We start from the raw sequence: 13,503 nt of genomic DNA, 5'->3' as shown, positions 1-13,503 counted from the left end.
GGGCATCAACAGGAAGGGGTAATCGGGCGGACCGGTAGTCCGCCCGAAGGGATATCAGGCGTTATTCTCGAGAATTTCGATGGTGGTGGTCAGGCTGCGAATGATGCCTTTGGAGTAGCGGTCTATCACGAAGCTCACGTTATTTTCGTTGTAATTGATATAAGAACCGCGAATGAACTGCCATTTGGAGCTGACATCATCGATAGCTGCCTTCAGTTCGGCGCTGGCAGAGCCGGATTGTACCCGGGCCAGCAAGCGGTCAAATATCAGGGCCTGTTGATCCAGTGATGCTTCGTCTGAGGCCCCCTGGAAGGTTTGGGCCACTGATGAGTGGGTACGCGCTGAGTATCTGGCCATCATTTGCGCCATCACCACAGCAGCAGAGCGAGCAGATTCAATCCGTGCGTCCGCCTGTGCGCCACTGTTTTCCTGAGCGACACCGTAAAGCTCTGTGGCACGCTCGTTCATGCTGGATGCCATGTTCGCAAGATCCGCCATCAGGCGCAGGTCAGGATAGCCCATGTCCCGGACGACGTTGATGTTGCCACGCATGAGCTCCTTGAACCGGTCAAAGTCCTGATTGAGCCCTTCGACTTGCTGTGGCGACAGAACACCACTGGTGCTGGCGATCACGGCGTTCATCGCGTTATTGGAGGCATTGATGCTGCCTACGATACGATTGAGGGCTTCCGTGTCACCGTTGGCGCTGAATGCATAGAACGAGTCCAGGGCCAGGTAGTTATTGATTCGGAAATCGTGCAGATCAGAGAGGAAGTCTGCCCCGGTATTCTGTGCCTGGGCGCCAAACGCGGTCAGGGTTAGTAGTAACAGTGCGGCAAGCATTGACTGAATGCGCAGGCGAGCGTCTTTCATCGGATGAGTCTCCGTAATACTGTTTTATTATTGTGGACTAAAGTCGCATCTCGAAGTTAAAGTAACTCTGCCGGCTAATCAAGTAGTTTCCGGCTCTTACAGGCTGTACTCCCTTTTTTCTTCAGGTTTCATCAAGAAACAAATTGACAAATGCGTCTTTTTTTTTCATCGTGTGTCCTCGCGATTCAAACGACTGTATGAATTTTTTGGATCGAATGATCGGGCAGTGACCGAAATCTCGCTGCACAGGCAGTCGGCTCGGCGTTTCGCCAACCGGTTGTCAGCAGTTCCAAACACAGACTGGAGATCAGTTGATGATTTACGAAGGTAAAGCCATCACGGTTAAAGAGATCGAAGGCGGGATCGCTCAGTTGGACTTTGACTTGCAAGGCGAGTCAGTTAACAAGTTCAACCGTCTCACCATCGAAGAGCTGGGCGCCGCAGCTGAAGCACTCAAATCCCAGAAGAACCTCAAGGGCCTGGTGGTAACCAGCTCCAAGGACAGCTTCATTGTCGGTGCGGATATCACCGAGTTCACCGAGCTGTTTGCAGGTTCCGAGGAAGACCTCGTTGCTAATAACCTGAAGGCCAACGAAGTTTTCAATGCCATTGAAGATCTGCCGTTCCCGACGGTTACCGCTATCAACGGTATCGCTCTGGGCGGTGGTTTTGAGATGTGTCTGGCCACCGACTACCGTGTTATGGCTCCCAAGGCCAAGGTTGGTCTGCCGGAAGTGAAGCTGGGTATCTTCCCGGGCTTTGGCGGTACTGTGCGTCTGTCCCGTCTGGTGGGTGTGGACAACGCGGTTGAGTGGATTGCCGGTGGTACTGAAAACCGTGCCGATGCCGCTCTGAAAGTGGGCGCCGTTGATGCCGTGGTTGAAGCAGACAAGCTGGTCGCCGCCGCTGTTGCCATTATCAACCAGTGCAACGAAGGCAAGCTGGATAACCTGGCCCGCCGCGAAGAGAAGAAAGGCAAGATCAAACTGAACGCTATGGAAAGTATGATGGCGTTCGAGATTTCCAAGGCGTTCGTGGCCGGCAAGGCTGGCAAGAACTACCCGGCGCCGGTGGAAGCCATCAAGACCATGCAGAAGCATGCCGGCATGACCCGCGACAAGGCGATCGAAGTGGAAGCCAAGGGCTTCGCCAAGATGGCCAAGACCAACGTTGCCGCGTGTCTGGTTGGTCTGTTCCTGAATGATCAGGCCCTGAAGAAGAAAGCCAGCGCCTGGGAAAAAGAAGCGTCCGACGTGAAACTGGCTGCTGTATTGGGCGCCGGTATCATGGGTGGCGGTGTGGCGTTCCAGTCTGCACTGAAAGGCACCCCGATTGTCATGAAGGACATCAATCAGGACGGCATCAAGCTGGGCCTGAATGAGGCCAAGAAGCTGCTGTCCAAGCGTGTTGCCAAGGGCAAGATGGACGCCGGCCAGATGGGCGATGTTCTGAACAACATCACGCCAACCCTGAACTACGGCGATTTCAAGAGCGTTGACCTGGTCGTTGAAGCGGTTGTTGAGAACCCGAAGGTTAAAGACGCGGTTCTGCGTGAAACTGAAGACGCGGTTCGCGAAGACACCATCCTGACCTCCAACACCTCTACCATCTCCATCAACCTTCTGGCCAAGAACCTGAAGCGTCCGGAGAACTTCTGTGGCATGCACTTCTTCAACCCGGTGCACATGATGCCGCTGGTTGAGGTTATCCGTGGCGAGAAGACCAGTGACCGCGCCATCGCGACCACTGTTGCTTACGCCAAGGCCATGGGCAAGACACCGATCGTAGTCAACGATTGCCCGGGCTTCCTGGTTAACCGTGTTCTGTTCCCGTATTTCGGTGGATTTGCCGCGCTGCTGCGTGACGGTGCTGATTTCCAGAAGATCGACAAGGTGATGGAAAAGTTCGGCTGGCCCATGGGCCCCGCTTACCTGCTCGACGTTGTTGGTATGGACACTGCCAAGCACGCCAACGAGGTAATGGCAGAGGGCTTCCCGGATCGCATGAAGGCCGACTTCAAGTCTGGCATTGACGTGATGTTCGAGAACAACCGTTACGGTCAGAAGAACGACAAGGGCTTCTACAAGTACGAAGAAGACAAAAAGGGCAAGCCGAAGAAAGTTGTTGACGAAGAAACCTACAAGCTCATCGAGCCTGTGGTTAATGGCAGCAAGGACTTCGACGAAGAAGAAATCATCGCCCGCATGATGATTCCTCTGTGCCTGGAAACCGTTCGCTGCCTGGAAGACAACATTGTTGAAGACCCGGCCGATGCAGACATGGGCCTGATCTACGGTATCGGTTTCCCTCCGTTCCGTGGTGGTGCTCTGCGCTACATCGACGACATGGGCGTCGACAAGTTCGTCGAACTGGCAGATAAGTACGCAGATCTTGGCCCGCTGTACGCGCCGACCGAGAAGCTGCGTGAAATGGCCAAGACCGGCAAGAAGTTCTTTGGCTAACCCTAACGAGATTTCCGAACGGAGAAAGATCTATGAGCCTTAATCCGAGAGACGTTGTCGTCGTCGATTGCGTGCGGACTCCGATGGGTCGTGCCAAAAACGGCTGTTTCCGCAACGTTCGCGCCGAGACTCTGTCCGCTGCGCTGATTGAAGCACTGTTTGAGCGCAACCCGAAGCTCGACCCGAAAGAAGTAGAAGATGTGATCTGGGGCTGTGTGAACCAGACCAAGGAGCAGGGCTTCAACGTGGCACGGCAGATTTCCCTGCTGACCCGTATTCCTCACGAGTCTGCTGCCCAGACCGTTAACCGCCTTTGTGGTTCCGCCATGAGCGCCATCCACACGGCTGCCCAGGCTATCCAGACTGGCAACGGTGATGTATTCATGGTTGGTGGTGTTGAACACATGGGCCACGTACCCATGACGGCCGGTTTTGACCACAACCCGGCGGCGTCCAAGTACAGTGCCAAGGCCTCCAACATGATGGGCCTGACTGCAGAAATGCTGGCCAAAATGCATGGCATTACCCGTGAGCAGCAAGATGAGTTCGGTGCCCGTTCCCATCGACTGGCTCACGAAGCTACCGTTGAAGGCCGCTTCAAGAACGAAATCGTTCCGGTTGAAGGTCATGACGAAAATGGCTTTGTGAAGCTGATCGAAGAAGACGAGACCATTCGTCCGGAGACCACGGCTGAGTCACTGGCTCAGTTGCGCCCGGCGTTTGATCCGAAGAACGGTACCGTGACTGCCGGTACTTCCTCGCAGCTGACCGACGGTGCCGCTGCGATGGTGCTGATGTCAGCCGAGCGGGCAGAAGCCCTGGGCCTGAAGCCGATCGCCAAGATTCGCAGCATGGCAGTTGCCGGCTGTGATCCCGCGATCATGGGCTACGGTCCGGTTCCGGCTACCAAGAAGGCGCTCAAGCGTGCAGGCCTGAAAGTCGAAGATATCGACTTCTGGGAACTGAACGAAGCCTTCGCTGGCCAGTCCCTGCCGGTCCTGAAAGACCTGAAACTGCTGGGCGTAATGGAAGAGAAGGTCAACCTGAACGGCGGCGCGATTGCCCTTGGCCATCCGCTGGGCTGCTCTGGTGCCCGCATCTCCACCACACTGCTGAATGTGATGCAGGCCAAAGGCGGTAAGCTTGGTGTTTCCACCATGTGTATCGGTCTTGGTCAGGGCATTGCCACTGTGTGGGAGCGCCTCTGATCGGTTGATCCGAATCAGTAACGCTCATCAGGAGGCCCGGCTTTTGCCGGGCCTTCCTGTTTCAGGGGCTGGTGTCTGCTGCCGGTATTTGAAAAAAAGGCTGACTGAAATCAAAGAATGGGTTGTCTTGCAATTCTTGACCCTGTAAAACAGTGGGCCTATACACAATGGCAGCTCTATGTTTTCCAGTTGCCTGATTTTTATGCGAGTTTGCGGTTTGTTCAGCTATTAACCGATTTATCGCCAAGGATACAGATCTCCGATATGGGTAAAAGTCTCGTTATTGTCGAGTCACCAGCGAAAGCGAAGACCATCAACAAGTACCTGGGCTCGGATTTTATTGTGAAGTCCAGTGTTGGCCACATTCGTGACCTGCCTGTCAGTGGCAGTGGCAGCCAGTCAGACCCGAAAGAACGGGCAAAGCAGGCCGCCGCCACCCGCAAGATGAGCCCGGAAGAAAAAGCCGAGCACAAGAAGCGTAAGGCACGGGAGCAGCTGGTTGCCCGTATGGGCGTAAACCCTGACGACAACTGGAGCGCCCGTTACGAGATACTGCCCGGCAAAGAAAAGGTTGTCAGCGAGCTCAAGCGGCTGGCCAAGTCCGCCGACCACATCTACCTCGCAACGGATTTGGATAGAGAAGGGGAGGCGATTGCCTGGCACCTTCAGGAGACCATCGGTGGCGAACCTCAAAAGTATCGCCGGGTGGTGTTCAATGAAATTACCAAACGAGCCATTCAGGAAGCGTTCAAAGACCCTGGAAACCTCGATAACAACCGTGTAAATGCCCAGCAGGCTCGCCGATTTCTGGATCGTGTTGTGGGTTACATGGTGTCTCCGCTGCTATGGGCAAAGATTGCCCGAGGGCTCTCTGCCGGCAGGGTGCAGTCTGTTGCCGTTCGGTTGATTGTTGAGCGGGAACGGGAAATCCGGAAGTTCGTACCGGAAGAGTTCTGGCAACTGCATGCGGATCTGACCGCAGATGGTTCTGCAGACCCGGTGCGGTTCGAGGTTACGCGCTACAATGACAAACCCTATCGTCCGGTTAGCGAGGCTCAGAGCAAAGAGCACGTCGATCGCCTGAAATCCGGCGGCTTCAGGGTTTCGAAGCGGGAAGACAAACCGACCCGTTCACGCCCGTCGGCGCCGTTTATTACATCCACGCTCCAGCAGGCGGCGAGCAATCGCATGGGCTTCAGTGTCAAGAAAACCATGATGCTGGCACAGCGCCTTTACGAAGCCGGTTTCATTACCTATATGCGTACTGACTCCACCAACCTGAGTCAGGATGCGGTAACGGGCTGCCGTGAATTTATCCAGAAGCAGTTCGGAGATCGCTATTTACCGGATAGCCCCCGCCTGTATGGCAGCAAGGAAGGCGCTCAGGAGGCCCATGAAGCGATTCGTCCTACTGATGTGTCTCGCCGGCCAACGGATATAAGCGGCCTGGAAAAAGACGCTGAGAAGCTCTACGACCTGATCTGGCGTCAGTTTATTGCTTGTCAGATGGCAGACGCCGAATTCCTGAGTACTTCGATTGTGGTCGCCAATGGCGATTATGAGCTGCGTACCCGTGGTCGTATCGTCAAATTTGACGGTTTCCTGAAAGCGGCGCCCCAGTCTGCGAAGAAAGATGAAGATGTGGCTCTGCCGGATATTAAAGTGGACCAGGCGTTGGATCTGAAAAAGCTGGACCCAACCCAGCACTTCACCAAGCCCGCTCCAAGGTATACCGAAGCCAGCCTGGTTAAAGAGCTGGAAAAACAAGGTATTGGCCGGCCTTCCACCTACGCTTCGATCATCTCTACCATCCAGGACCGTGGCTACGTTCGGCTTCAGAATCGCCGTTTCTATGCTGAAAAGATGGGCGAGATAGTGACTGAGAGGCTGGCGGAGTCTTTCCCGAATCTCATGGATTACGATTTCACTGCGCGCCTGGAAGGTGAGCTGGACGAAATCGCAGAGGGTGATGTTCAGTGGAAGAAAGTGCTGAACGATTTCTACGCCAAGTTCCGCAATCAGCTCGAAAGCGCTGAGAAGTCTGATGGCGGCATGCGTGCCAACACCCCGACAGAGACAGACATATCCTGCCCCAGCTGCGGCCGTAATATGCAGATTCGCGTGGCCAGCACCGGCGTGTTTCTTGGCTGTTCCGGTTACTCATTGCCGCCCAAGGAGCGTTGCAAGACCACCATCAACCTGGTCTCTGGCGACGAAGTGGTCAGTGCCGACGAGGATGTGGAAGGCGAGGGTGAAACCCGCCTGCTGCGCAAGAAGCGCCGGTGTTCGAAGTGTGGCACTGCCATGGATAGTTATTTGATTGATGAGAAACGCAAGCTGCACGTTTGCGGTAACAATCCGGATTGCTCTGGGTACGAAGTCGAGGAGGGCAGTTTCCGCATCAAGGGTTATGACGGGCCGACATTGGAATGCGATAAGTGTGGCTCGGAAATGCAGTTGAAAACCGGTCGATTTGGCAAGTATTTCGGATGTACCAATGCGGAGTGCAAGAACACCCGGAAATTGCTCAAGAACGGCGAGCCGGCTCCCCCCAAGATGGACCCAGTGCCCATGCCGGAGCTGCAGTGCCAGAAAGTGGATGACACCTACGTACTGCGTGACGGCGCTTCCGGCCTGTTCCTGGCAGCAAGCAAGTTCCCCAAGAACAGGGAGACCCGTCCGCCGCTGGTGATGGAAATCAAACCACACCGGAAGGAAATCGATCCGAAATACGATTACCTGATGGACGCCCCGGAGAAAGACCCCGAGGGTAACCCGACGGTGATCCGTTACAGCCGGAAGTCCAAAGAGCAGTACGTGATGTCGGAACAGGACGGTAAGGCCACCGGCTGGTCCGCCTGGTACGAAAACGGCCGCTGGGTGCCCAGAGACAAGAAGAAATGATTTCTTAGCCACGGACGTGAGTGTCCGTGGCTAATCATTACTTCTTACGAAGCCGCTGAATCAGAGAAGAGGTATCCCATCGGTTTCCGCCCATCTCCTGAACATCCCCGTAGAACTGGTCTACCAGCGCCGTGACCGGCAGTCTCGAACCGTTTTTTCGGGCTTCTTCAAGACAGATCCCCAGATCCTTGCGCATCCAGTCGACCGCGAAGCCGTGCTCGAATTCGCCGTCAATCATGGTGCCGGAGCGGTTTTCCATCTGCCAGGACTGCGCGGCCCCCTTGGAAATCACGTCAACTACTTTGCGTACATCCAGTGCTGCCTGTTCCGCAAAGTGCAGGGCTTCTGACAGGCCCTGAACCAGGCCGGCAATGGCAATCTGGTTCACCATCTTCGTTTTCTGCCCGCTGCCCACAGGGCCCATCAGGTTGAGTGCCCGGGCATAGCATTCGAGTATCGGTTGAACCTTCCGGAAATCTTCATCACTGCCGCCGCACATAATGGTTAAAAGCCCGTTTTCAGCCCCTTGCTGGCCACCGGATACCGGGGCATCAATGAAACCCTGACCCTTGGCCTGCGCGGCTTCAGCCAATGTCTCGGCAATGCCGGCAGAGGCCGTGGTGTGGTCTACCAGAATGGCGGTGGCCGGCGTATTGCTGATGATCCCCTCAGGGGCTGTGTAGACTTCTTTGAGGTCTTTGTCGGCACCAACGCAGGTCAGTACCACATCGGCCTTGTTGACCGCGTCTGCAATACTGTTGCAGGCTTTTCCTGGGTATTGTTTCGCCCACTGCTGAGCCTTTGCGCCACTGCGGTTCCACACGGATACGTCGTGGCCGGCCCGGGCCAGGTGACCGGCCATCGGATAGCCCATTACGCCGAGCCCGATAAAAGCGATGGTTGCCATGGTCTGCTCCTTGTCATCGTTGGATTGGGAGAGTTTTGTATTGCCATGATACGAAAAAAGCCGCTGGGTCAGCGGCTTTTTTCATTTCCGGGCAATCCGAACTGATTACTTCTTCGGATAGTCGCGCTTTGGCGAGCCGGTATACAGCTGGCGCGGGCGGCCAATGCGGTAGTTGCCGCTGACCATCTCGTTCCAGTGTGAGAACCAGCCAATGGTGCGGGACATCGCGAAGATAACGGTAAACATGGACGTTGGAATACCGATGGCCTTCAGGATGATGCCGGAGTAGAAGTCGACGTTCGGGTAAAGTTGGCGCTTCACGAAGTATTCGTCTTCCAGCGCGATCTTCTCCAGACGCTGCGCGATCTTCAGCAGTGGATCGTTCTCCAGGCCCAGTTCGCTCAGCACTTCGTGAGCGGTTTGCGCCATAACCTTGGCGCGCGGGTCGAAGTTCTTGTACACCCGGTGGCCAAAGCCCATCAGGCGGAAAGGATCGTCTTTGTCCTTGGCCTTGGCGATGAACGTCTCAATGTTGGATTCGTCACCGATCTCAGCCAGCATGTCCAGAACGGCCTCGTTTGCGCCACCGTGAGCGGGGCCCCAAAGCGCCGCAATACCGGAAGCAATACAGGCGTAGGGGTTGGCGCCGGTAGAGCCGGCCAGGCGGACAGTAGATGTAGAGGCATTCTGCTCGTGATCGGCGTGCAGAATAAAGATTTTGTCCATTGCGTTGGCAAGCACCGGGTTCGGCTTGTACTCTTCACACGGCGTGCCAAACATCATGTGCAGGAAGTTTTCAGCGTAGGAGAGGTCGTTACGCGGATACATGAACGGCTGGCCAACGGAATATTTGTAGCACCAGGCTGCAATGGTTGGCATTTTCGCAATCAGGCGGTGGGCCGTTACTTCACGCTGTTTGGGATCGGTTACGTCCATCTGGTCGTGGTAGAACGCCGACAGGGCGCCTACAACGCCACACATTATAGCCATCGGGTGCGCGTCACGGCGGAAGCCATTGAAGAAATTGCGCATCTGATCGTGCAGCATGGTGTGGTTTTTAATGGTGTCATGGAAGCGCTTGTTCTCGTCTTCGCTGGGTAACTCACCATTCAAGAGCAGGTAGCACACCTCAAGGAAGTCAGATTGCTCTGCCAGCTGGTCAATCGGGTAACCGCGATGCAGCAAAACACCTTTGGCGCCATCGATGTAGGTGATGGCGGATTCGCAGGCTGCAGTGGATACAAAACCCGGATCGTAGGTAAAAACGCCTTCCTGGACTAGGCCGCGTACGTCGATAACGTCAGGGCCGACGGTGCCGGAATAAACCGGTAGCTCAATGGACTTATCTCCCACCGAGAGCGTGGCTTTCCTGTCGGTCATGGTGCTCTCCTGTTTGATTAGCTGTAACAGCTTTTCTGCATATGTAGATGCGCCAGAAAGCGCGTATTATCGCAAAACTGGCGGCAAAATATAGGGCGTCAGCCTTTTTTGTCAATGCACAAGGCTCGAAAAGCAGCAATTAAAGTTTTGCCTGTAAATGAGGGATATCCGGAATAACAGCGCTGAACGGGTGAAATTGAATTTGTCAATAATGCTTATAGAGGGTGTGGGGCGCCTGTAGTCAAGGCTTTGGGCGTTGTTGCAAGTTTGTAATTACCGGGGTGTCTCCTTATAATCCGTAGCCCGGAATCGGGGATGAACCTCAGTGCATGCTTCAGCATAGCAAGCTACCGGGTTACCATCCGCCCTCCTGAACCAATCGGTTATCGGTTTCGTATCGATGCTCCGATCCCAACATACCAACCATCCGCATCCGTTTTTCGGTACTGCGGAACCAAGAGAGAGTGTGAGAGCGCTGTGAATAGCAAACGACCAGTAAATCTCGATCTCGGCAAGTTCCATTTCCCGCTGCCTGCCATCACGTCGATCCTGCATCGCATCAGCGGCATCATCATCTTTGTTGGTGTTGCCTTCCTGTTGTACGGCCTGGATCTCTCCCTGTCCGGAGAAGATGGTTTCGCCCGGGTGAGCGAACTGCTGGACAGCTTCCTGGCGAAGCTGATTATCTGGGGCATCCTGTCTGCTCTGCTGTACCACCTGGTAGCGGGCATCAAGCACCTGCTGATGGACATGGGTATTGCAGAAGAGCTTGAGAGCGGTCGCCTCGCCGCGAAGATCACTGTTGTGGTTTCCATTGTTCTCATCATTCTGGCAGGAGTCTGGGTATGGTAAGCAGCGTAACTAACCTCGGCCGCAGTGGCGTTTTTGATTGGCTGATCCAGCGTGTCACCGCCTACGTACTGGCTATTTACACAGTATTTCTTCTGGGCTTCATGGTTACGACAGATGTCAATTACCAGTCCTGGAGCGCACTGTTTGATCAGACGTGGTTCCGGATTTTTACCCTGATGGCGCTGCTTTCCCTGGGTGCTCATGCTTGGGTAGGTCTGTGGACCGTAACGACTGATTATCTCAAATCCATGGCGCCCCGTTTCCTGGTTCAGGCGCTATGCGGGCTGACCATGTTTGTGTACCTGATCTGGGGCATTCAGATTCTTTGGGGGCTTTAATCGATGGCTAACATCAAGACCATGTCTTACGACGCGATTGTTATCGGTGGTGGCGGTGCCGGTATGCGAGCCGCCCTGCAGTTGACCGAGACTGGCGTCAAAGCTGCGTGTATCACAAAGGTATTCCCGACTCGCTCGCACACCGTATCCGCCCAGGGCGGTATTACCTGTGCGATTGCAAGCGCCGATCCTAACGATGACTGGCGCTGGCACATGTACGATACCGTCAAGGGCTCCGACTATATCGGTGACCAGGACGCCATCGAATACATGTGTTCTGTGGGCCCCCAGGCAGTATTCGAACTGGAGCACATGGGGCTTCCGTTCTCCCGCACCGAGCAGGGCCGTATCTACCAGCGTCCGTTCGGTGGACAGTCCAAGGGTCCGGATAACCCCACCCAGGCCGCTCGTACCTGTGCTGCGGCGGACCGTACCGGTCACGCCTTGCTGCATACCCTTTACCAGGCCAACCTGAAGGGCGGTACCACCTTCCTTAATGAGTGGTATGCGGTTGATCTGGTCAAGAACAGCAAGGATGAAGTGGTTGGTGTCGTAGCCATCGAGATCGAAACCGGTGAAGTGGCTTACATCAAATCTAAGGCCACTGTTCTTGCCACCGGCGGTGCTGGTCGCATTTATGCCTCCACCACCAATGCGATGATCAATACCGGTGATGGTATCGGCATGGCGCTGCGAGCAGGCTTCCCTGTGCAGGATATGGAAATGTGGCAGTTCCACCCGACCGGTATCCATGGCGCTGGCACACTGGTTACTGAAGGTTGTCGGGGTGAGGGTGGTTACCTGATCAACTCCGAGGGTGAGCGCTTCATGGAGCGTTATGCTCCGAACGCCAAAGACCTTGCTGGCCGTGATGTGGTTGCACGTTCCATGGTTCTGGAAATTCTGGAAGGCCGTGGTTGTGGTCCCGAGAAGGATCACGTCTTGCTGAAGCTGGATCACCTGGGTGAAGAAACCCTGAACCTGCGCCTGCCGGGCATTTGTGAGTTGTCCCGTACCTTTGCGCACGTTGATCCGGTTAAAGAGCCGATCCCGGTTGTTCCGACCTGTCACTACATGATGGGTGGTGTTCCCACCAACGTGGGTGGTCAGGCGCTGACTCAGGACGAAAACGGCAACGATAAACCGATTCCCGGCCTGTTTGCCTGCGGCGAGGCTGCCTGCGTATCAGTACACGGCGCCAACCGTCTGGGTGGTAACTCTCTGCTGGATCTGGTGGTCTTCGGACGTGCGGCCGGCCTGCACATTGAAGAGCAGTTGCGCGGCGGTTTTGAGGTTGATGGTGCCAGCGAAGAAGACATCAAACGCGCCATGGCCCGTCTGGAGCGTCTCGACAGCGCTTCTGAAGGCGAGGATGTGGCCAAGGTCCGTAAGGATCTGCAGAACTGCATGCAGCTCTACTTCGGCGTGTTCCGCGATGGCGACAGCATGGAGAAGGGTATCAAGCTGCTGGAAGAAATCGGCGAGCGTGTACGTAAAACCAAGTTGGCCGATACCAGCAAGGCATTCAACACCGCGCGTATTGAAGCGCTCGAGCTGGATAACCTGTACGAAGTTGCATACGCCACCGCCAAGTCTGCGATCGAACGTAAGGAAAGTCGCGGTGCCCACGCCCGTAACGACTTCACTGAGCGTGACGACGAGAACTGGCTCAAGCACTCCATGTACTTCCCGCTGGACAAGCGTGTTGGCAAGCGTGACGTGAACTTTGCACCGAAAACGGTTCCGACTTTCCAGCCGAAAGTCCGGACCTACTAAGGGGGTATCCTGAAAATGTTGGTAAGCCTGTATCGCTACAATCCGGAAACCGATAATGCCCCTTACATGCAGGATGTAGAGGTTGAGATTCCGGAAGGTAAAGACCTGATGGTCCTTGATGTTCTGAACCTGGTGAAGGAAAGGGATCCTTCCATGAGCTATCGCCGTTCCTGTCGGGAAGGTGTCTGTGGCTCTGATGGCATGAACATGAATGGCAAGAACGGCCTGGCTTGTATCACTCCGGTGTCGGATGTGGTCAAGAACAACAAGCTGGTTCTGCGCCCGCTGCCTGGTTTGCCGGTGATCCGGGACCTGGTGGTCGACATGAGCCTTTTCTACAAGCAGTATGAAAAGGTGATGCCGTACCTGGTGAATGACACCCCGGCACCCGCCATTGAGCGCCTGCAGTCTCCGGAAGATCGTGAGAAGCTGGACGGCCTATACGAGTGTATTCTCTGTGCATGCTGTTCCACGTCCTGCCCGTCGTTCTGGTGGAATCCGGACAAGTTCATCGGCCCGGCCGGCCTGCTGCAGGCCTATCGCTTCCTGGCGGATAGCCGTGATACCGCCCAGGCGGAGCGTCTGGCCAACCTGGATGACCCGTTCAGCGTATTCCGCTGCAGGGGTATCATGAACTGTGTCAGTGTATGTCCGAAAGGCCTGAACCCCACAAAGGCAATTGGCCACATTCGGAATCTGTTGCTGCAGCGCGCTACCTGAGCGGCAAATTCTGTAGCACCAGCTATACTGGTGTTTCGACACCAGTTAGTACCCCGAAGGCCTCGCATTATGCGGGGCCTTCA

At 55.3% G+C, this 13,503-nt stretch carries 10 protein-coding genes; 7 read left to right on the top strand and 3 right to left on the bottom strand.

Going from position 1 to position 13,503, the window contains the following annotated elements; genetic code table 11:
- Window positions 1-54: 54 nt before the first annotated feature.
- Complete coding sequence (locus tag ABIE59_RS11925) at window positions 55-873, bottom strand: hypothetical protein (protein ID WP_354447139.1); 819 nt, start codon at window positions 871-873, stop codon at window positions 55-57.
- A 314-nt stretch (window positions 874-1,187) separates the two neighbouring features.
- Between ABIE59_RS11925 and fadB the strand changes: the two genes are divergently transcribed.
- From fadB to topA, 3 genes are all read left to right on the top strand, one after another.
- Window positions 1,188-3,335 (top strand): fatty acid oxidation complex subunit alpha FadB, encoded by a 2,148-nt coding sequence (gene fadB, locus ABIE59_RS11920; RefSeq protein ID WP_061332171.1) that lies wholly within the window; start codon window positions 1,188-1,190, stop codon window positions 3,333-3,335.
- A gap of 32 nt (window positions 3,336-3,367) precedes the next feature.
- Window positions 3,368-4,543, top strand: a complete 1,176-nt coding sequence (gene fadA / locus ABIE59_RS11915) for an acetyl-CoA C-acyltransferase FadA (protein ID WP_354447137.1) — start codon at window positions 3,368-3,370, stop codon at window positions 4,541-4,543.
- A 264-nt stretch (window positions 4,544-4,807) separates the two neighbouring features.
- The gene (topA, locus tag ABIE59_RS11910) at window positions 4,808-7,447 is read left to right on the top strand and encodes a type I DNA topoisomerase (protein WP_354447135.1); all 2,640 of its coding nucleotides are present in this window, start codon (window positions 4,808-4,810) and stop codon (window positions 7,445-7,447) included.
- A gap of 37 nt (window positions 7,448-7,484) precedes the next feature.
- Here the strand turns inward: topA and ABIE59_RS11905 are convergent, their stop codons facing one another.
- The gene (locus ABIE59_RS11905; RefSeq protein WP_354447133.1) at window positions 7,485-8,354 is read right to left on the bottom strand and encodes an NAD(P)-dependent oxidoreductase; all 870 of its coding nucleotides are present in this window, start codon (window positions 8,352-8,354) and stop codon (window positions 7,485-7,487) included.
- A gap of 105 nt (window positions 8,355-8,459) precedes the next feature.
- Complete coding sequence (gene gltA / locus ABIE59_RS11900; RefSeq protein ID WP_061332175.1) at window positions 8,460-9,734, bottom strand: citrate synthase; 1,275 nt, start codon at window positions 9,732-9,734, stop codon at window positions 8,460-8,462.
- Window positions 9,735-10,211: 477 nt separating this feature from the next.
- On the opposite strand from gltA, the gene sdhC reads away from it, so the two are divergent.
- Genes sdhC through ABIE59_RS11880 form a run of 4 tightly spaced genes read left to right on the top strand, consistent with a single transcriptional unit; the run spans window position 10,212 to window position 13,420 of the window.
- Window positions 10,212-10,586 carry a succinate dehydrogenase, cytochrome b556 subunit gene (gene sdhC / locus ABIE59_RS11895; RefSeq protein ID WP_058091197.1) on the top strand — a complete coding sequence of 125 codons (375 nt, stop codon included), beginning with the start codon at window positions 10,212-10,214 and terminating at the stop codon, window positions 10,584-10,586.
- Window positions 10,580-10,924: a succinate dehydrogenase, hydrophobic membrane anchor protein gene (sdhD, locus tag ABIE59_RS11890; protein ID WP_354447130.1), complete on the top strand. Its 345-nt coding sequence runs from the start codon at window positions 10,580-10,582 to the stop codon at window positions 10,922-10,924. The genes sdhC and sdhD overlap by 7 nt, the downstream gene beginning before the upstream one ends.
- Window positions 10,925-10,927: 3 nt before the next feature.
- A complete protein-coding gene (gene sdhA / locus ABIE59_RS11885; protein ID WP_354447128.1) occupies window positions 10,928-12,700 on the top strand; it encodes a succinate dehydrogenase flavoprotein subunit in 1,773 nt (590 codons plus the stop codon).
- Window positions 12,701-12,715: 15 nt separating this feature from the next.
- Entirely contained in the window at window positions 12,716-13,420 is a 705-nt protein-coding gene (locus tag ABIE59_RS11880) for a succinate dehydrogenase iron-sulfur subunit (RefSeq protein WP_058091183.1), read from the top strand.
- The last annotated feature ends 83 nt before the right edge of the window (window positions 13,421-13,503 follow it).

Source organism: Marinobacter sp. MBR-99, assembly GCF_040547575.1.
Taxonomy (GTDB): Bacteria; Pseudomonadota; Gammaproteobacteria; order Pseudomonadales; family Oleiphilaceae; genus Marinobacter.
Note: the sequence above shows the minus strand (reverse complement) of the source record. Positions and strands in the feature narration are given on the sequence as shown.

Excerpts from the sequence above, each read along its gene's own strand:
- ABIE59_RS11925 (WP_354447139.1), bottom strand. The coding sequence starts at position 873 with ATGAAAGACGCTCGCCTGCGCATTCAGTCAATGCTTGCCGCACTGTTA.
- fadB (WP_061332171.1), top strand. The coding sequence starts at position 1,188 with ATGATTTACGAAGGTAAAGCCATCACGGTTAAAGAGATCGAAGGCGGG.
- fadA (WP_354447137.1), top strand. The coding sequence starts at position 3,368 with ATGAGCCTTAATCCGAGAGACGTTGTCGTCGTCGATTGCGTGCGGACT.
- topA (WP_354447135.1), top strand. The coding sequence starts at position 4,808 with ATGGGTAAAAGTCTCGTTATTGTCGAGTCACCAGCGAAAGCGAAGACC.
- ABIE59_RS11905 (WP_354447133.1), bottom strand. The coding sequence starts at position 8,354 with ATGGCAACCATCGCTTTTATCGGGCTCGGCGTAATGGGCTATCCGATG.
- gltA (WP_061332175.1), bottom strand. The coding sequence starts at position 9,734 with ATGACCGACAGGAAAGCCACGCTCTCGGTGGGAGATAAGTCCATTGAG.
- sdhD (WP_354447130.1), top strand. The coding sequence starts at position 10,580 with ATGGTAAGCAGCGTAACTAACCTCGGCCGCAGTGGCGTTTTTGATTGG.
- sdhA (WP_354447128.1), top strand. The coding sequence starts at position 10,928 with ATGGCTAACATCAAGACCATGTCTTACGACGCGATTGTTATCGGTGGT.
- ABIE59_RS11880 (WP_058091183.1), top strand. The coding sequence starts at position 12,716 with ATGTTGGTAAGCCTGTATCGCTACAATCCGGAAACCGATAATGCCCCT.